Origin of the sequence: Streptomyces sp. NPDC005820 (genome assembly GCF_040630255.1) — a bacterium.
Classification (GTDB): Bacteria; Actinomycetota; Actinomycetes; order Streptomycetales; family Streptomycetaceae; genus Streptomyces.
Map to the genome: position 1 here is coordinate 74,511 of NZ_JBEXXE010000024.1, position 18,379 is coordinate 92,889.

The window sequence follows — 18,379 nt, forward strand, 5'->3', positions numbered from 1 at the left end:
GCGCGTGTTCCATGGTTCAGGAGACCGACCGGTCCGGCGTGCCGTGGCGCAATCGCGCGCTGCCCCTCTTCGACCGCGTGACGGTGCCGGTCGCCGTGGGCGAGGTGTACGGCCATGTCCTGCCGCTGAAGGCACCGCTCGCGCCACCAGGTGTCGGTGCGCCGGCGGGCACCCGGCGGCGCGGAGCGGTACGGGGAGCGGTACGGGGAGCGGTACGGGGAGCGGTACGGGGAGCGGTACGGGGAGCTCACAGCGGACCCGGTGAGCGACAGCGTCGAGGAGGCTCCCGCACTGCTGGTGATGCCGCGCGTCCTCGGCGAGCGCGAACCTCCCGCGCCGCCCGCACCTATGCGTCGGGCGTGCTTACGGCGGGCGTGTGACCGCCGGAGCCTGCCGCCCCCGCCGACGGTGCGCAGGGCGTTCCCGCCCTAGGCGCATGGGGCTTTGCCGTCGGTGGCGCACAGGGCGTTGCCGTCGTCGGCGTGGGGAGGCCGGCGGTGTCGGTCAGGTGGCGGGCGACGGCGCCCTCGGTCGCCTCGGCCGTGCCCGCGCCCCGGGGTGCGCCGAAGCGGGCGAGGGTGTGCCAGACCATCTTGAGGTCCTGCGGGGCATGCCGTCCGCCGCGGGCCGCGTCGCCGATCATGCGCGGGTCGACGACTCCGTCCTCGGCGATCCGGGCGCCCAGCTCGGCGTACGCGCGGCCCCGGTACTCGGCGTACCGGTACAGCTGTGCGACGGTGATGCGGTAGCCGGGGTGCCACTCGACCGGGCAGGGCAGCGCGCCGGCCGCCTCCTCGACCGGGGTGCCGCGGTAACTCGGGTCCAGCACCAGCGCCTCGACGTCCCGGGCGAGATCGACGCCCCCGTGGACATGCGCCTCGACGTAGTCGTTGAGCGCGTCCCGCTCGTCCGCCTCGGCCAGGGCGATCAGGGGCATCGCGGCGGCGACGCCGAAGTCGGCGGGCTCGGCCGCGCTGTCGGGGTAGCAGAAGGTGGCACGGGTGAGCGCGCCCGGGTGCAGCCGGAGGTGCGAGGAACCGAACCTCGGGGCCGCGCCCACGACTTGGCGGCGGAAGTCCAGTGCGCCGTACACCGGTCGCTCGCCGGGGTCCGCGTCGTCGTACGCCCCGCCGAAGATCCGGCTCTCCCAGCGCCAACGGTCGCCGCCGGCGTGGGCGGTGAGGCCGCCGTTGCTCGTGCCGGTGGCGAACTGCGAGCGGTAGGCACCGTCCCGGGCGAGCGCGGCGAGGACCGACAGGCCGCCGGCCTCCCGGTCCGGGTGGAAGTTCAGCGTGATCCGCAGGTCCGGGCCGAGGGCGGGGCCGGTGGAGCGGGCGGCGACATGCCGCAGGGCGGTCCGGGCGCGCGGCGACGCGGGGAAGTGCGGGAAATCCACTGGCTCTCCTGGGTGCGACTGCTTAGTCTAGGCTAAAACCTAGAGGTCCTAGGTTGTGAGGTCCTAGGTTGTGCACGGAACACGGACAGACACCCAGGAGACTCCCCCATGAGGTCACTCACCGAAAGCGATATCCGCACCTCGTTCGTCAACTGCTCGAAGGGAGACGCCAAACGGATATACGTCCCCCGTGATCTGGATCAACTCCCGTGGGCGGACCTGGATTTCCTGGGCTGGCGGGATCCGGGCGCGCCCGACCGCAGCCATCTCGTCGCCGAGCGGCGGGGCGAACTCCTGGGCGTCGCACTGCGTTTCCCGCCCTCTCGGCACGGCGCCCTGCACCGCAGCATGTGCTCGCTGTGTCTGACCACCCACCCCGGCGGCGGGGTCTCGCTGATGACCGCCCGCAAGGCGGGCGCGGCCGGCCGGGAGGGCAACTCGGTCGGCCTGTACATGTGCACGGACCTGGCCTGCTCCCTGTACGTGCGCGGCAGGAAGGTCCCGGAGTCGGGCGGCCGGCTGGAGGAGAGCCTCACCCTGGACCAGCAGATCGCCCGTACGACGGGCCGTCTGTCGGCCTTCCTCGACACGCTGTACGCGTGAACCGGTCGGGAACGGTCCGCTACCGGCCCCGCAGCGCGGCCGCCGCCACCCGGTGCAGATGGATCAGCACGTCATGGGTGGACGCGAGGGCGATGTCCTGCGGCTCCTCGGGGTAGGCGGTGCCGATCGCGCGCGTCGGCCGGGCCGCCGACAGCCAGGTGCGGGCCGGTTCGCCCACGGACCGCAGGTCGACGGCGTAGTCGCGGTACCGCACCCGGTCGAGCGTCGCCTCGTTGCTGCCGGGGCCGGCGGGTCCCAGCGTCCAGCGCCGTACGGCGCCGTCGTCGGAGCCGGTCGCCCGGAACGACCCCCGGTCGAAGGTGACGCCGACGCTCAGATATCCGGCGCCGAGGGCGTCGCGCAGGAACGCGCCCTGCACCTCGGGATGCTCGGCGGGATCCGGGGAGACGTACCCGAGGTGGGTGTCGTGCGCGGACAACAGCACCCTGGTGCCGGTGTGCCGCTGCCACCACAGCACGTTGTCGGCCATCGCCTCGTCGCGGTAGCGCATGGCGGCGGCGGCCCGCGCGGGATCGTCGAAGTCGAAGGCGTACTGCCCTGCGGTCCGGTCGATGGCGGTGGCACTCTGCAGCATCCGCTCGAACGCCTCCCGGTCCGCGCCCGGCGGCAGCCCGCGCAGGAGTTCCCGTGCCTGCCCGGTCCGCCGGGCCATCTCGGCGCGCTCGGCGTAGGGCCTGGCGAGGTACGCCGCGATGTAGGCGCCGGTGGCCCGGGTGGGCCGCAGCCCCCGGTAGAGCTCGGCGAGCCGGGCCGAGAGCTCCGGATGGTGGTCGGCGACGTACCGGGTGACCTGGTCGTACATCTCGGGGCCGGTCCAGGCGATGTCGTCGCCGACGAACCGCACCGGATCGCCGGGGTGGTCCACGTTGTACGCCCGCATCCAGCGCACCAGACGCAGGTAGTCGGTGTTGTTCCACCACCGGTAGTCCCGCTGGAACTCCTCGTCCATGATGCGCACCGGGTCGCCCCGGCCGTGCACCACGTAGTCGTCGAGGCGGACGCCCGTGCTCCAGGGCGCCTCCAGGGCGAAGGTGCGGAATCCCTTCTCCTCCACCAGATGGCGGAAGACACGGTCCTTGAGGGCGAAGAACTCGTGCGAGCCGTGGGTCGCCTCCCCGAGGCCGACCACCCGCGCGTCGCCGATCATCCGGTCGAGGGGCCGCAGATCGCCGGTCGCGCCGCCCGGTTCGACCGTGCGCAGGGGGTGGGCGGCGCGGTCGAGGGCCGCGACGACCGACGGCCCGCCGTCGCCGGGCGCCGCACGGGCCGTGGTGGCAGCAGGGGCCGCGGATGCCCCGGATGCCGCGACAGTGACGGTCGTGGCGGTGGTGACGCAGAGCAGGGAGAGGACCAGGGGGATGCCGAGTCGGATGGTGTGAAGTCTCATGAACCGAGCGTCGCCCCGCGGCACCCGTGGAAACCATCCAGCGGACCGCCGTCCTGGGGGTGCGGATGACCCGAGGAGTGAGACGGGGGATTCCCCGCACCGTGTTCCCGACGGCACCCTGGGTACAGAAGAAACGTTCGAGCACCATGGGGAAGGGGAACTGGTCCGGGAATGCGAGAGGTAAGTCAGCGAGCGGCGCCGTTCGTACGGTTTCTGCAGCGTCACCGGGAACCCGCGGTCGTCCAGGCGTTCCGCTCCGCCGCGGCGGCGACGCTCGCGTACGTCGTCGCCCTGCGGCTCAGCCCCGAGGCGGCCCCCCTCACCGCGCCCCTGACCGCGCTGCTGGTCGTCCAGGTCACCCTGTTCGCCACGCTCACCAACGGCATCCGGCGGGTCAACTCGGTGGTGGCCGGTGTGCTGGTCGCCATCGCCTTCAGCCAACTGGTCGGCCTGACCTGGTGGAGCCTCGCGCTGCTGATCGTGGCCTCGCTGGCGGTCGGGAACCTGGTGCGGGTCGACGAGTACGTGCCGGAGGTGGCGATCAGCGCCATGCTGGTGCTGGGCGTGACCACCGTCGGGGACACGGCCTGGGCGCGGATCGTGGAGACCCTGATCGGCGCGGTCGTCGGTCTCGCCGTCAATCTGCTGCTGCCGCCCCCGGTGTGGATCGAGGAGGCGGGCGAGTCGATCGAGGGGCTGGCCCGACGGCTGCGCCGGCTGATGCTGCGCATCGGCGAGGAGGCGGCCGGCCGCCCGGCGCCGGAGGAGGCGGCCGCCCGGCTGCACGAGGCACGCCGGCTCGACCACGACATCGTCGAGGTGGACGCGGCGCTGCGGCAGGCCGAGGACTCACTGCGGCTCAATCCCCGGGTGCGGGAGGGCCTGCTGCACCGGGTGGTGCTGCGCACCGGCCTGGACACCCTGGAGATCTGCACGGTCGTCCTGCGGGTGCTGGCCCGCACCCTCACCGACCTCGCCAAGGAGCGCGAACCCGAGCCACTGTTCCCCAAGGAGACCGGGGAGGTGGTGGAGCGGCTGCTGTCGGAGATCGCCAACGCCGTGGTCAGCTTCGCGGTGCTGGTCACCACCCACGTCAGCCTCAACGCGGACGCCGCCGAGGCCCGGCTCACCGCGGAGCTGCGGCAGGCCGCCGCCACCCGCGACAAGCTCGCCCAGCTGCTGCTGGAGCGGCTCCAGCACGACGCCCGGCAGTGGCAGCTGCACGGCGCCCTGCTCACCGAGGTCAACCGGATGCTCGACGAGCTGGACACCGAGCACCGCTCGCGCCGCCTCCTGGAGGAGCTGGACCGGGTCTCCTCGGAGCAGCGGGCGCGGATGCCGCGGCTGACGCGGTTGCGCGAGCGCCTCGGCATTCAGGAGGAGCTGTGGCGGAACCGTACGGGGATCGGCGGGCGTTCTCTGTGAGGGAGCGCCGGGACGGGGCCGGCGCCGGATGCGAGGGAGCGCGCCTGTGGCCGACACCACCGTACGGATCGACGGGGACACACTGAGGTTGCCGGGCGGGGTGGCCGTGCGGTTCATGCGGACCCTGCGGCTGCCGGAGAGCGGCGAGCACGACCTGCCGCCCGGGCTGGGGACCTTCCCGCTCCGGCGGGTCGCCGACCACGAGGACACCGTGCCCGCCGAGTGGCTGGCACGCGGTGGCGTGATGCTGCCGATGTATCTCCGCGAGGCGATGTGGCTGGGCTTCGCGGGCTCCACGGAACCGGCCGCGCTGCAGGTCGGGGCGGGCAAGGTGTGCGCGGTCTCCGGAAAGCCGTGGAGCGACCGGCTCTCCCCCGACCCGCAGAACTACCTGGCGCTGCCGCGTCAGCCCTGGCTGGACGGCATCAACTCCGGGAAGGGCACGGTCCGCCAGTTCGTGGCGGTGCCGCTCGGCCTGGGCGCGACCGTGGAGGGCCAGGTCACCGGCGAGGAGGTGTGGGGCGGGGTCCAGCTGCAGTCCTTCCCGCTGAACGAGGCGAAGCGCGCGGAGTGGGAGGAGGCGCAGCGGGTCCTCTCCCTGGAGACGCGGAGCGTGAAGTCGGTCGGCGGCGGCGGGTACGGCGGGATGCCGCCGGCCCCCGGTGCGATGCCCCCGCAGGCGGCCATGCCCATGATGCCCGCCGCGGTCCCCGCCCCGCCCGGCGCGCCCCGGCCCCGGGCGGCCGCCGCGATGGGCCTGGGCGTGGGCGGTTCGATGCGGCAGGAGGTCTACCGGGACACCCGCCCGGTCGAGGACTACACGCGGGAACCCGCCGCGCGGGTCTTCGTGCACCTGGTCACTCCCCCGGAGTGGCGCCGCATCACGGGCGAGGAGCCCCCGCCGTCCCCGGTCGACCGCGCCGCGTACACCAAGGCCGGGCTGCCGTGGTTCGACTACTACGACGAGGGCGCGCGGGACCTCGCCCCGAGCGAGACCCTGTCCGGGGTGAAGCCGGTCGGCGACTGGCTCGGGGACGACCTCGACCCCTGGCAGCAGCCCGCGCCCGGCCAGGTGCACCAGCTGAAGGACGCGCCGGGCGAGCCGGTGCAGGACGGCGACTGGTAGCCGGGCCACGGCTCCGCCGCTTTTGCGTTCGAGGGTCGTTCCGCGTCAAGGTGCTGTGTACGACGGGGGCGCGGGACGACCTGAGGTGCGGGACATGAACGGTGGGACGCAAGGGGTGCGCGCAAGCTGGAGCAGGCGGCGGTTCGTCGCGGTGCTCGGCGGTGCGGCGGTGGCTCCGGCGGTGGCGGGCTGCGGCGGAGACGGTGACGGGGACGGTTCGACCGGGGCGGCACGGGAAGCGCGGGAGACCGCGTCGGCCCCGCAGCCCTCGTCGTCCGCCGCCGCCTCCGCCTCGCCGGAGCCGGCGCCCAGCCCCTCCGGCCCCCGGCCCCTCTACCTGGGCACCTACACCTCCGCCGAGGGCGGCGGAAAGGGCATCGGTGTCGCCTCGTACGACCCTTCGTCGGGCCGGATCACCGGCCGGGGCACGATCACCGGCGTCCCCGACCCGTCGTACCTCGCGATCCACCCGGACGGCGGCACGCTGTACGCGGCGAACGAACGGGCGAAGGGCACGGTGACCGCCGTACGGCTGTCCGACCGGAAGGTGCTCGGGAGCCGGGCGACGGGCGGGGAGCACCCCTGCCATGTGTCGGTGCATCCGAGCGGGCGCTGGCTGCTGAGCGCCGACTACGGCTCGGGCAGTGTGGCCGTGCACCCGATCGAGGCCTCGGGGGCGCTGGGCGAGCGCACCGACCGGGTCGTGCACTCCCGTCCGGCGCCGGGACCGGGTCAGCAGGGGCCGCACGCCCACCAGTTCCTCACGGCGCCGGACGGCGGGCATGTGCTGGCCGTGGACCTGGGCACGGACACCGTGTACAGCTACCGCCTGGACGAGCGGAAGGGCACGCTCACCGAGGTCGCGCAGGCGCACACCCGGCCGGGCGCGGGACCCCGCCACCTCACCTTCCATCCCGGCGGCCGCCACGCCTACCTCGCCAACGAGGGCGACGACACGGTCGCGGTCTGCGGGTACGACGCCGGCAGCGGCCGGGTGACGATCGGCGCGCCGCAGTCCACGGGCGCGAAGGCGGACCCCAACTATCCGGCGCAGTTCGCGGTCACGCCGGACGGCGCGTACGCCTATCTGGCCAACCGGGGCGACAACACCCTCGCCCGGTACGCGGTGGAGGCGGACGGCGCCCGGCTGCGGCTGCTCGGCACGGTCCCGGTGCACGGGGACTTCCCCCGGCAGATCGCCCTCTCCCCGGACGGCGGTCTGCTGTTCGCGGCGAACCAGCGCTCGGGCACGGTCGGTGTCTTCGAGGTGGACGGCGCCAGTGGTGAACTGCGGCTCGCGGGCGAGCCGTTCGCGTCACCCGTCGCCGTCTGTGCGCTGCCGCTGTAGGGCGCGCGGGCAGGACGCGGTGCTCGCCTGGGTGAGCAGGACGTGCATGCGCTCGGTGAGCTGGCCGACGTCGTCGGCGGGCGCGTGGAAGGGCAGTCGTACGTCGCCGTGGGCGCGGGCGCGTTCGATGCGCAGCGTCAGTCCGTGCCGGTCGACGGCGAGCGGCTGGACCCGTACCGCGCCGTGCAGGCTGTCGTGCCGGACCAGCCGGGTGAGCCGCTCGACGGCGTCCGGGTGGGCGTCGGCGAGATGGGTGAGCAGCTGGGCCTCGGCGGTGGCGAGGGGGTCGGGGCGGGCCTCGGCGAACTCGTCGAGGCCGACGACGACCGCGCCGGTGGGCTGTTTCAGGACGACCCGGGTGGCGTGGAGGACGAGGTGGTCGTCCTCGGGGGCGAACCAGCCGGCGAGCCAGAGCCGGCCCCGGATACGGTTGCGCACGGGGACGGGCGCCACGTCGGCGAACTCCAGGACGGCGGACGGCTCGCCGCGGGGCGCGCAGATGGCCGCCGTGAGCAGGGAGCTGTCGTCGGGCACATGGAGGTGCACCCGGCCGTCCTCGTCGACGGTGTGCGCGCCGACGAACTCCTCGCGTCCGCCGTCCGCGGTCACCGCGCAGGACCACGAGGCGGCCAGTACCGACCGGGCCCGCTCGGCCGCACCGGGCACCGCCGTCCAGCTGTGGCCGTCGCCCATGTGGCTGTCACCCATCCCGAACCTCCTTAGGTAAGCCTTGCCTAACCTATCGGAGATCGGGGCGCACGCCAACCGGCACAGGTGATCTTTTATGTCATCCGTCAGGGCGCGATGACCCCGAGCAGCGCCCGCGCGCACAGGTCCCGCACCTGCTCCCTCGTCAGATCCGGACCGCGCAGCCACTCCAGACAGACGGCCGTGATGAACGCCAGCCAGCCGCGCACCGCCAGCCGCACCTCGGCGCGCTCCTCGAAGAGCGGACCGAACTCCGGGTCGGCGCCGAGGGCGGCCAGGATCTGCTCCTCCTGCGCCGCGAGGGCCCGCTGGTAGACCCGGCGCACGACCTGGTCGCCCGCCGCGTCCGCGCGGTGGAAGGCGCGGTAGCCGTGCGCATGGGTCTCGACGTACTCCAGATAGGCGTCGAGGCCCGCGGCGAGCTGCTCGCGGACCGGGACGCCGGGCACCGCCGCCGTCATCCGCAGCATCCGCTCGCTCTCGCGCTCGACGACCGCCGCGAAGAAGTCCCGCTTGGTCGGGAAGTAGTGGTAGAGCAGCCCGCGCGAGACCCCGGCGATCCCGGCGACCCGCTCGATCCGGACCTCGTCGTACGGACTCTCCGAGAACAGCCGCGCGCCCACCGACAGGAGCTGTTCCCTGCGCTCCTCGGTACTGAGTCGGCGCCGGGTGCGCTCCCCCTGGTTCGCGGCCATGCCCGCACTTTACTTGACGCCGGTTCAACGACGGGACGAGACTGGGCGCGTTATTGAACCCACGTACAACAGCTCCAACCTGCCGCTGGTTCAAGGGAGATCAAGGGAGATCGCGTCATGGCGGAGACGGTGTCGACGACGACCGGGGGCGTCCTGCCCAAGGGGTTCCGCAGCGCCGAGCTGGGCTGGCCCGAGCTACGGCGCATCCCGCATCCCCCGCACCGGATCCCACTGCTCGGCGACCTCCTCGGCGCCAGCCGGCGCACTCCCCTCCAGGACACCCTGCGGTATGCCCGGCAGCTCGGCCCGATCTTCCGGCGCAAGGCGTTCGGCCGGGAGTTCGTGTTCGTGTGGGGCGCGGAGCTCGCCGCCGACATGGCGGACGAGTCGCGGTTCGCCAAGCACGTGGGGCTGGGCATCGCCAACCTCAGGCCGGTGGTCGGGGACGCGCTGTTCACCGCGTACAACCACGAGCCCAACTGGCAGCTCGCGCACGACGTCCTGGCCCCCGGGTTCAGCCGGGAGGCCATGGCGGCCTACCACCCGATGATGCTGGACGTCGCCGAACGGCTCACCGCCCACTGGGACCGGGAGGCCGCCGCCGGACGCCCGGTCGACGTGCCCGGCGACATGACCAAGCTGACCCTGGAAACGATCGCCCGCACCGGGTTCGGGCACGACTTCGGCTCCTTCGAGCGCGCCCGCCCGCATCCCTTCGTGACCGCGATGGTGGGCACCCTGACCTACGCCCAGCGCCTCAACACCCTGCCGTTCCCCGGGCTGTTGAAGGGCGCCGCCCGGCAGAACGAGGCCGACATCGCCCATCTCGACCGCACCGTCGACGAGCTGGTACGGCAGCGGCGCGCCGGGGGCGGCGGGCAGGGCGACCTGCTCGACCGGATGCTCGACACCGCGCACCCCGAGACCGGGGAGCGGCTGTCCGCCGAGAACGTACGGCGGCAGGTCATCACCTTCCTCGTCGCGGGCCACGAGACCACCTCGGGCGCGCTCTCCTTCGCCCTCCACTACCTCTCCCTGAACCCGCACATCGCCGCCCGGGCCCGGGCCGAGGTGGACCGGGTGTGGGGCGACACGCGGGTGCCCGGGTACGACCAGGTGGCGAAGCTGCGGTACGTCCGCCGGGTCCTCGACGAGGCGCTGCGGCTGTGGCCGACGGCGCCGGGGTTCGCCCGGGAGGCCCGCGACGACACGGTGCTGGGCGGGGAGCATCCGATGCGGCGGGGCGCCTGGGCGCTGGTCCTGACGGCGATGCTGCACCGGGACCCCGAGGTGTGGGGCGAGGACGCCGAACGGTTCGACCCGGACCGCTTCGACGCCCCCGCCGTGCGGGGGCGCGCCCCGCACACCTTCAAGCCGTTCGGCACGGGCGCCCGCGCCTGCATCGGACGCCAGTTCGCCCTGCACGAGGCCACCCTCGTCCTCGGCCTGCTCCTGCGCCGCTACGACCTGCGCCCCGACCCGGCGTACCGGCTGCGGGTCACGGAGCGGCTGACGCTGATGCCGGAGGGGCTGCGGATGGGGCTGGAGCGGCGCACGACGGGCGGAGCGGCGGGGGCACCGGCGGAAGGACCCGCCCCGGAGGCCTCAGCGCCCCGCTGTCCAGTGCACCGGGCGGGTGACTGAGCCCGGCAGCCGGGTGCCCGCGCCGCCCCGGGCCGCGTTCAGCTGGGGCTGGGTCAGGAAGATCGCGTCGGTCAGGTCGGCGTCGGTGAGGTCGGTGTCGCGCAGGTCGGCCCCGATCAGGTCCGCGCCGCGCAGATCGGCGCCGGTGAGGTCGGCGGCGATCAGATACGCCCCGCGCAGATTCGCCCCGCGCAGATCGGCGCCCCTGAGGCGGGCGCCCATGAGGTCGGCGCCCCGGCGGTCCTTCTTCCGGCCGCGGACACCGGCGCGGGCCAGTTCGCTGGTCCGCAGCAGCAGGACGTTGACCTCCTGGCGGTGGGCCGGGACGTCCAGGGCGGCCAGCTCCTCGGGACTCTGCCGGGTGAGCGTCTCGGTCCGCTCCAGGGCCCGGCGCAGCTCCGGGTGGACCGGGCGGGCGGCGGGCAGGCCGAGCGCCTCGGTGAGGTACCAGAGCAGCTCGTGGAGCTGGCGGACCACCGGGAACACCTCGAACATCGCCCGGGCGTGCTCGGCGGGGGCGCCCCGCCAGTCCCGCCCGCCGAACGTGACCTGCGAGACCTTCTGGCCGGCGCCGAAGCAGTCGTACACCGTGCAGCCGGTGAAACCCTTCTGCCGCAGCCGTTCGTGGATGCCGCAGCGGTGGTCCTCCGCCAGGTTGGGGCAGGGCCGCCCCGCGGGCTTGTCGAGCGCGAAGTCCGCGGAGCGGGCGAAGGGCAGGGCCACACAGCACAGGCCGAAGCAGTCCGCGCAGTCGCCGCGCAGTCCGGCCCGGTCCACCGTCTTGTCTTGCATGCCCTCCACCCTACTGACTCCCTACCGACACCCTGCTGACCTGCGCTCACGCCCCTTCCGGCAGGTCCAGGGCGGCCACCCGCTCCGGGTCCGCCAGGATGTTCAGGGCGACGATCCGGCCGTCGGCGACCGTGATGCCCATGACCGACCGCACCTCGCCCTCGGGCCCGTTGAGGATCCCGACCGCCCCGCCCACCAGCGCCAGCCGCCCGGCCGGCGCGAACTGCCGGAAGAACACCGCCTGTTCGGCGACCGCCTTCGCCCCCTGCACGATCTTGGACGCCGCCGCGCCGCGCACCAGCGCCCCGGAGTCGGCCCGCAGCACCACATCGGGGTGGAGGACGGAGACCAGCGCCTCGAAGTCACCGGCCCGGGCGGCGGCCAGGAACGCGGACACCACCTCGCGCTGCCGGCCGAGGTCCGGCTCCGCCGACGGCGTGGCCCCCTGGACCCGGCGGCGGGCCCGGCTGGCGAGCTGCCGGGTCGCGGGCGGGGTGCGCTCCACGATCGGCGCGATGTCGTCGAACGGCACGGCGAACATGTCGTGCAGCACGAACGCGAGCCGCTCGTCGGGCTCCAGGGTCTCCAGCACGATCAGCAGGGCGAGCCCCACCGCGTCGGCCTGGAGCACCTCCTCCTCGGGGTCGGTCCGGGGCAGGGGAGCGATCACCGGGTCGGGGACGAAGGCGGCGTACCCCGCGTACCCCTCCTGTCCTTCGTCCATCGGCAGTTCACGGCGGGCGGTGCGCGAGCGCAGCAGGTCCAGGCAGACCCGGCCGGTCACGGTGGTCAGCCAGCCGCCCAGGTTGCGCACCTCCTCGACGTCACTGCGGCCGAGTCTCAGCCAGGTCTCCTGCACCGCGTCCTCGGCCTCGGCGAGCGAGCCGAGCATCCGGTAGGCGACGGCCTTGAGATGGGCGCGGTGCTCCTCGAAGCGTTTCGCCAGTACGTCCGTGTCGGTCATCGTGCCGCTCCCCCTGGGGCATCGGTTTCTATCGGTTGAAGAGCTCGAAGGCGACCGCCGGTCTGCCGCCGAACCGCTCCCCCACGGAGTGCGCCACCCCCGTCAGGAAGCCGCGCACATACGTCTCCGGATCCTCGTCGGTGAGGGCCTCGATGTAGGCGCGGTGTTCGAGCAGGGAGCCCACCGCCCGCTCCAGGCCCGCCGAGGCGTCCACGGCATGGGTGGGCGTGGCGGATCCGGCGACCGCGACCCAGCGCACGCCGTTCCATGGTTCGAGGCCCTGTTCGGCCAGCTCGGGGAAGATCCAGCGGTTGCCGGCGTCCCCGGCGGCGTCGAGCGTGGCCCGGCCCACGGCGACATGGTCGGGGGTGTTCCAGGCGACGCCGCCCCAGGTGTCGCGGTGGTTGAGGGTGATGACGAGCTCGGGGCGGTGTCTGCGGATCGCGGCGGCGATGTCGCGGCGCAGGGCGGGCCCGTACTCGATCACGCCGTCGCGGTGGTCGAGGAACTCCACCGCGGTGACGCCCACGACGGCCGCGCTCGCCCGCTGCTCCCGCTCCCGCAGCGGGCCGCACTCGGCGGGCGCGATGGTGTCGATGCCCGCCTCGCCGCGTGTCGCCAGGACATAGGCGAACTCCCGGCCGTCGTCGGTCCAGGCGGCGACGGCCGCGGAGCAGCCGTACTCCAGGTCGTCCGGATGCGCCACGACGGCCAGGGCACGCCGCCAGTCCTCGGGCATGGGCTGGAGCTGAGGGATCGTCGGCACGGTCATGCCCGAAGACTAATCGGTGACACCGACATCACGCTTCGTCACGGACGAGGGCCAGCAGCCGGTCCAGGACACGGGGGCCGCCGGCCCGCACGCCGTCGTGCTCGAACTCGTCGGTGACCCAGGTGCGCAGGCCCCGGATCGCGTGGGCGGTGCGCAGGGAGTGGGCGGTGTCGACGTACAGGTCGTCGTGGTAGATCGCCGCCGCCACCGGGACCTCGTTGGCGGCGAGGCGGGCGGGGTCGTACAGCGGTGTCCAGTCGGTGCGGGCGGCGAGGAGTTCGGCGGTCTCGCGCAGGGGGCGCAGCGCGGGGTCGGTGGTGAACATCCAGGGGTGGATCGTTTCGCCGGTGAGCAGGAGCGGTCCGTCGCCGGTGAGGGTCTTGGCGGCGTCGAACTGCGGGAACTCGGCGCGCATCCGTTCCGCCGACCAGGCGGTGGGGCGGGCGTCCTGGCCGTAGATCGCCTCGTGGACGAGGGCGTAGAGGGGGTGTCCGGCGAATGAGAGCTGCTGCCGGAGCTGCTCCTGGAAGGCGTCGGACAGTTCGGGGCCGTGCGGGGTGGGGACGAACGCGTCCTCGAGGAGGTGGTGCAGCCGGTGGCTGCCGTCGCCGGTGCCGAGCAGGATGCCGAGGGTCTGGAACGCCTCGACCGTGAGCCGGTGGCCGCCGGGGAGGGTGACCTCGTGCTGGAGGAGGTGGTCGGCGATCCGGCGGACCCGTTCGACGTCCTGCGGGTAGCGGGCGTAGTGCGCGGCGTTCTTGCGCTCCATGCGCGGGTAGGCGGCGCGGTAGACGTCGTCGGCGTGGGCGTCGAGGGCGGGCAGACCGCCGGTGATCAGGGCGGCGGCCAGTCCCTCGGGGGCGAGGGAGAGATAGCTGACCGTGCAGAAGCCGCCGAAGCTCTGGCCGAGCACGGTCCAGGGGGCGCCGCCGGTGACCTCGCGGCGGACGGCCTCGCAGTCGCGGACGATCGAGTCGGCGCGGAAGTGCGTGAGGTAGTCGGCCTGGGCGGCGGGGCCGCCGCGCAGCGGGAGCGTCTGGCGGTTGGCGGGGCTGGAGGCGCCGGTGCCGCGCTGGTCCAGCAGGAGGACGCGGTACTCCTTCAGGGCGCGGCCGAGCCAGGCCGGGCTGCCGACGAAACGGTTCGCCCCGAAGCCGGGGCCGCCCTGGAGGTAGAGCAGCCAGGGCAGGTCCTGGCCCTCCTTGTCGCTCGCGACGACCTCACGGGCGTACAGCTCGATCGTCTCCCCCGCCGGGTCGGCGTGGTCGAGGGGGACGGTGAAACGGCGGTCGGTGAGTACGACGCCGGGCTGGCGGTAGCTGAGGGACAACAGGGGTCTCCTGGGACGCTCGGTGTACGGGCCGCGTCCCAGTTCAGCACATGTCCGGGCGGGCGTGGAGCCCAGGGGATCATGAACGGCTACTGAACGGCCACTCAGCGGGCCGACAGACTGGACCGGCGTACCACCAGCTCGGGCTGGAGCACGACCCTGCGGTGCTCGTGCCGTCGGCCGGTGTCCTCCTCGGTCTCCTCCAGCAGCATCTCGGCGGCCAGGGCGCCCATGGTGACGGCGGGCTGACGGACCGAGGTGAGCGGGACGGCCGCGGCGGCGGCGAACTCGATGTCGTCGTAACCGACGATGGCGAGGTCGTCGGGGACCCCGACGCCGGCCGCGTACATGGCCTGGAGCACGCCGAGGGCGAGCAGGTCGTTGGCGCAGAACACGGCGGTGGGGCGGTCGGCGAGCCCGAGCAGCCGGGCGCCGGCGTCGCGTCCCGCGGCCACGTCGAGCCGCTCGGTGGGCAGCTCGCGCAGGCACTCGGGGCCGAGGCCCGCCTCGGCGAGCGCGTTGAGGGCGCCGGTGCGGCGGTCGCGGACCTGGTTGAAGCCGGGCGGGCCACTGACGTAGGCGAGGGAGCGGTGTCCGGCGTCGATGAGATGCCGGACGGCGAGCGCGCCGCCCGCGACGTCGTCCACCGACACCGAGCACTCGGTGGTGCCCTCGGAGACCCGGTCGACCAGCACGAACGGGATGCCGTGGCGGCGGAAGGACTCGATGTTGCGGCCGGTGGCGTCGGCGGGCGTGAGCAGCACGCCCCGCACCCGCTGCTCGGCGAAGAGCGAGAGGTACTCGGCCTCCTCGCCGACGCTCTCGGCGCTGTTGCAGACCATCACTCCGAGCCCGGCGTCCCGGGCGGCGCGCTCGGCGCCGCGCGCCACGTCCACGAAGAAGGGGTTGCCCATGTCGAGGACGAGCAGCCCCATGATCCGGGACCGCCCGGCCCTGAGCTGGCGCGCGGACTCGCTGCGGACGTATCCCAGCCGGTCTATCGCGGACAGCACACGGGCCCGGGTCTCCGTGGCGACGGTGTCGGGGCGGTTGATGACGTTGGAGACCGTGCCGACGGAGACTCCGGCGGCACGGGCGACGTCCTTGATACCCACCGGCTGGGCCATCAGGCGGGGACCTCCAGGTGAACGGGGTACGGCGGGACGGGCTTCACATTACCGTCACGCCGACCCCTGGCCGTTCGTGTCATGCGGGCAGTGCGAAGTCGATGACGTGGAGTGCCGAGGGGGTCGTCCCGCTCGACTTCTCCTGGTACATGAACGACAGGGTGTTGTCGTACTTGACGCGCAGTTCGTCGATGACGACCTCGCCGAAGGCGTTCAGTCCGCTGCCGTCGAAGAGCACGGTCCAGTCGGTGTACCCGGAGGACTTCGAGGCGCCGGCGATCCGCCCGAAGGGGAAGATCGCGTAGGCGTTGTCGTACTTGTCCAGGATCAGCTTGGTGCGCTGGCTGGAGCCGAGGACGACGGGGATCTCCGTCTTCTGCCAGGTGCCCGAGGAGTTCTTGCGGACGTGGAACGCACGGCCGTTGGCGGTGCGGTCGCTGACGTAGTTGGTGGTGCACTGCCCGAAGCGGCCGGGGACATAGCTGATGATCGCGTGCGGGAGGCCGCTGGAGTCGGTGAACTGGCTCTCCTGGTTCATCAGGGAGTGGTCGGGGTTGAGCGAGTCGACGACCAGCCCCGAGTCGGTGACGGCCACCGTGTCCGAGGTGCCGGTGGTGCCCACGAGCGTACCCGCGTTGTTGCGCCAGGTCCGCCCGCGGTCGTCCGAGTACACGTAGCCGGTGTCGTGGTTGGTGATGCCGCCGCTGTTGCACATGACGGCCGCGGACTGCTCGCGCCAGGTGAAGAAGGAGTGCAGCCGTCCGTTGACGTCGTAGTCGATGCCGTGCAGGTACATGTTGCGGGCGGTGGAGGAGCCGTGCGAGCTGGTGTAGGTCCCGGTCGAGCCGGACCACTCCCCGAGCGCGGTCCAGGACGAACCGTCGTACTCGGCGAGGGCGTTGCGCCCGTTGCCGGAGATGCCGACGCGGTAGCTCAGCTGGAGCTTGCCCTCGGGCGTGGAGACGAACTGCGGGTAGGTGAACTGCGAGGTGAGCGCGAGCCCGTCGAGGCTGGTCTGTACGGCGCCGAAGACGGACGAGGTCCAGGAGGTGGACGCCGGGTTGTCCAGGAGTCCGGCTGTCGACTTCACGTAGAAGTAGCCGTTGCTGTGGGAGTCCATGTTGAGGTGGAGCCGGCCGTCCACCTTGGAGACGCCCATGGAGATGACGTTGTGGGAGTCGCTGGCCTTGAGCACGTGGGAGAGGGTGACGGTCGACCACGAGGTGGCGCCGAGGACGCGGCGGGCGACGACCGCGTTGCCGGTGGAGGTGTACCAGGTGGCGTACTGGTAGCCCTTGTAGGTCAACAGACCGTTCTTCTGGAACGAGTTGTTGTTGACCAGACCGTCGTAGGACACGAAGAAGACGGCGGTGGCGTCGAGTTGGGTGGTGGCCTTCTGGGTGACCGAGGGGCCGGGGTCGGCGGCGCGGGCGGTGCCGGAGGCGAGAAGGGGGGTCGCCGCGGCGGTCGCGAGGGCGCCGGCCAGCAGGGTGCGTCGTCTCATCTCGGGGGACTCCATTGTCGTACGAGAGCGGGAGGTACGGGGTGGTGTCAGGCGAGGTGGAACACTTCGGTGAGGGGCTTCATGGCCTCGTCGGGCCGGGCGCCGTCCAGGGACTCGAAGAACGGCGCCATCTCGGCCTGCCAACGGGCGTTGACCTCGGCGGCCTCCATGCCGGCCTGGGCGGCGGCGAAGTCCTCGGTCTCCAGATAGCCCACGAGCAGGCCGTCGTCCCTGAGGAACAGGGAGTAGTTGTGCCACCCGGTGGCCGAGAGAGCCTGAAGCATCTCCGGCCACACGGCGGCGTGCCGTTCGCGGTACTCGGCGAGGCGGTCCTGGCGGACCTTGAGCAGGAAACAGACGCGCTGCATGAAGTACCGCTCCCGATGGGTGTGGGGGGATGATCAGGGGACGGGGATCAGAAGTTGAACTGGTCGATGTTCTTGGCGTCGAACACGGTCGGCTTGCCGAGGCTGATCACACCGTCCTTGCCGATGGTGTACGACGTCCCGCCGGCCGTGAAGGTCTCGCCCTCCTTGCCGGTGATCTGCCCGGAGACCAGCGCCACGGCCGTCTGCGCGGCGAGGGCGCCGAGCTTGGCCGGGTCCCACAGCTCGAAGCCGTCGACGGTACCGTTCTTGACGTACTTGCGCATGTCGTTGGGGGTGCCGAGGCCCGTCAGCTTGACCTTGCCCTTGTACTTCGAGCCGGACAGGTACTGGGCGGCGGCCTTGATGCCGACGGTGGTCGGGGAGATGATCCCCTTCAGGTTCGGGTACTCCTGGAGCAGGCCCTGGGTCTGCTGGAAGGACTGCTGGGCGTCGTCGTTGCCGTACGCGACCTTGACGAGCTTGATGTCCTTGTACTTGGCGTCCTTGAGTTCGTCCTTCATGAACTCGATCCAGGTGTTCTGGTTGGTCGCGGTCTGCGCGGCGGACAGGATCGCGATCTCGCCCTTGTAGCCGATCTGCTCGGCGAGCAGCTGCACCTCGGTCCGGCCGAGGTCCTCGGCGGAGGCCTGCGAGACGAAGGCGTTGCGGCACTCGGGGTTGGTGTCGGAGTCGTAGGTGACGACCTTGATGTCGTTGCTCATCGCCGTCTTCAGGGCGGTGCACAGCGCGCCCGGGTCCTGCGCGGACACGGCCATCGCGTCGACCTTCTGCTGCGTGAGCGTGTTGACGTACGACACCTGCCCCGAGGTGTCGGTCGCGCTGGACGGACCGACCTCCTTGTAGCTGGAGCCCAGCTCCTTCAGGGCCGCCTCGCCGCCCTTGTCGGAGGTGGTGAAGTACGGGTTGTTGACCTGCTTCGGCAGGAAGCCGACGGTCAGCCCCTTCTTGGTGGCGGCGTTGGGGTCGGCCTTGCCGGTGGCGGCCGCGGAGGCGCCTTCGCTCTTCACGTCCTCCTTGGTGGTGCCCCCACAGGCGGTGGCGGCGAGGGCGAGCGAGGAGACGACGGCGAGGGCGGCACAGGCACGCCGAAGGGATGACTTACGCATGAGGGTTCCTTCGTGAGAAAGGTGAGGTGAGGGTTTTCTCTT

General features: G+C 72.6%; 17 protein-coding genes and 1 pseudogene. 6 read left to right on the forward strand and 12 right to left on the reverse strand.

The features are described from left to right. Positions 1-11: 11 nt before the first annotated feature. A pseudogene (locus ABZ464_RS28150) lies at positions 12-330 on the forward strand (hypothetical protein); the annotation flags it as partial. A gap of 16 nt (positions 331-346) precedes the next feature. Here the strand turns inward: ABZ464_RS28150 and ABZ464_RS28155 are convergent. After that, a complete protein-coding gene (locus tag ABZ464_RS28155) occupies positions 347-1,396 on the reverse strand; it encodes a DUF3626 domain-containing protein (protein ID WP_359280911.1) in 1,050 nt (349 codons plus the stop codon). Positions 1,397-1,504: 108 nt separating this feature from the next. Here ABZ464_RS28155 and ABZ464_RS28160 point away from each other — a divergent pair, with 108 nt between their 5' ends. Next, a complete protein-coding gene (locus ABZ464_RS28160; RefSeq protein WP_359280913.1) occupies positions 1,505-1,999 on the forward strand; it encodes an FBP domain-containing protein in 495 nt (164 codons plus the stop codon). A gap of 19 nt (positions 2,000-2,018) precedes the next feature. On the opposite strand, the gene ABZ464_RS28165 is transcribed toward ABZ464_RS28160, so the two are convergent. Continuing rightward, positions 2,019-3,407: an erythromycin esterase family protein gene (locus tag ABZ464_RS28165; RefSeq protein ID WP_359280915.1), complete on the reverse strand. Its 1,389-nt coding sequence runs from the start codon at positions 3,405-3,407 to the stop codon at positions 2,019-2,021. A gap of 171 nt (positions 3,408-3,578) precedes the next feature. On the opposite strand from ABZ464_RS28165, the gene ABZ464_RS28170 reads away from it, so the two are divergent. From ABZ464_RS28170 to ABZ464_RS28180, 3 genes are all read left to right on the forward strand, one after another. Next, a complete protein-coding gene (locus ABZ464_RS28170; RefSeq protein ID WP_359280917.1) occupies positions 3,579-4,832 on the forward strand; it encodes an FUSC family protein in 1,254 nt (417 codons plus the stop codon). A 46-nt stretch (positions 4,833-4,878) separates the two neighbouring features. Next, positions 4,879-5,958 (forward strand): hypothetical protein, encoded by a 1,080-nt coding sequence (locus ABZ464_RS28175; protein WP_359280920.1) that lies wholly within the window; start codon positions 4,879-4,881, stop codon positions 5,956-5,958. A gap of 94 nt (positions 5,959-6,052) precedes the next feature. Continuing rightward, positions 6,053-7,306 (forward strand): lactonase family protein, encoded by a 1,254-nt coding sequence (locus ABZ464_RS28180; RefSeq protein ID WP_359280922.1) that lies wholly within the window; start codon positions 6,053-6,055, stop codon positions 7,304-7,306. On the opposite strand, the gene ABZ464_RS28185 is transcribed toward ABZ464_RS28180, so the two are convergent. Then, on the reverse strand, positions 7,274-7,999 hold the full coding sequence (locus tag ABZ464_RS28185; protein ID WP_359281094.1) for a DUF2470 domain-containing protein: 726 nt from the start codon (positions 7,997-7,999) through the stop codon (positions 7,274-7,276). The two genes, ABZ464_RS28180 and ABZ464_RS28185, sit on opposite strands and share 33 nt — an antisense overlap. Positions 8,000-8,100: 101 nt before the next feature. Continuing rightward, a complete protein-coding gene (locus tag ABZ464_RS28190) occupies positions 8,101-8,709 on the reverse strand; it encodes a TetR/AcrR family transcriptional regulator (RefSeq protein ID WP_359280925.1) in 609 nt (202 codons plus the stop codon). A gap of 117 nt (positions 8,710-8,826) precedes the next feature. Between ABZ464_RS28190 and ABZ464_RS28195 the strand changes: the two genes are divergently transcribed. After that, positions 8,827-10,353, forward strand: coding sequence for a cytochrome P450 (locus tag ABZ464_RS28195; RefSeq protein WP_359280928.1), 1,527 nt, complete (start codon positions 8,827-8,829; stop codon positions 10,351-10,353). On the opposite strand, the gene ABZ464_RS28200 is transcribed toward ABZ464_RS28195, so the two are convergent. The 8 genes from ABZ464_RS28200 to rhaS form a co-directional block, all read right to left on the reverse strand. After that, positions 10,315-11,145 carry a pentapeptide repeat-containing protein gene (locus ABZ464_RS28200; RefSeq protein ID WP_359280931.1) on the reverse strand — a complete coding sequence of 277 codons (831 nt, stop codon included), beginning with the start codon at positions 11,143-11,145 and terminating at the stop codon, positions 10,315-10,317. The two genes, ABZ464_RS28195 and ABZ464_RS28200, sit on opposite strands and share 39 nt — an antisense overlap. Before the next feature lie 46 nt (positions 11,146-11,191). Continuing rightward, on the reverse strand, positions 11,192-12,109 hold the full coding sequence (locus ABZ464_RS28205) for a sigma-70 family RNA polymerase sigma factor (protein ID WP_359280933.1): 918 nt from the start codon (positions 12,107-12,109) through the stop codon (positions 11,192-11,194). 28 nt (positions 12,110-12,137) lie between these two features. After that, entirely contained in the window at positions 12,138-12,881 is a 744-nt protein-coding gene (locus tag ABZ464_RS28210) for a PIG-L deacetylase family protein (RefSeq protein ID WP_359280936.1), read from the reverse strand. A gap of 28 nt (positions 12,882-12,909) precedes the next feature. Then, positions 12,910-14,211 carry an alpha/beta fold hydrolase gene (locus tag ABZ464_RS28215; protein WP_359280939.1) on the reverse strand — a complete coding sequence of 434 codons (1,302 nt, stop codon included), beginning with the start codon at positions 14,209-14,211 and terminating at the stop codon, positions 12,910-12,912. Positions 14,212-14,315: 104 nt separating this feature from the next. After that, positions 14,316-15,338: a LacI family DNA-binding transcriptional regulator gene (locus tag ABZ464_RS28220; RefSeq protein ID WP_359280941.1), complete on the reverse strand. Its 1,023-nt coding sequence runs from the start codon at positions 15,336-15,338 to the stop codon at positions 14,316-14,318. Between the two features lie 79 nt (positions 15,339-15,417). Beyond that, positions 15,418-16,842, reverse strand: coding sequence for a BNR repeat-containing protein (locus ABZ464_RS28225; protein WP_359280943.1), 1,425 nt, complete (start codon positions 16,840-16,842; stop codon positions 15,418-15,420). A 47-nt stretch (positions 16,843-16,889) separates the two neighbouring features. Then, positions 16,890-17,210: an L-rhamnose mutarotase gene (locus ABZ464_RS28230; RefSeq protein WP_359280946.1), complete on the reverse strand. Its 321-nt coding sequence runs from the start codon at positions 17,208-17,210 to the stop codon at positions 16,890-16,892. Between the two features lie 47 nt (positions 17,211-17,257). Further along, positions 17,258-18,337 (reverse strand): rhamnose ABC transporter substrate-binding protein, encoded by a 1,080-nt coding sequence (gene rhaS / locus ABZ464_RS28235; RefSeq protein WP_359280948.1) that lies wholly within the window; start codon positions 18,335-18,337, stop codon positions 17,258-17,260. Between the last annotated feature and the right edge of the window lie 42 nt (positions 18,338-18,379).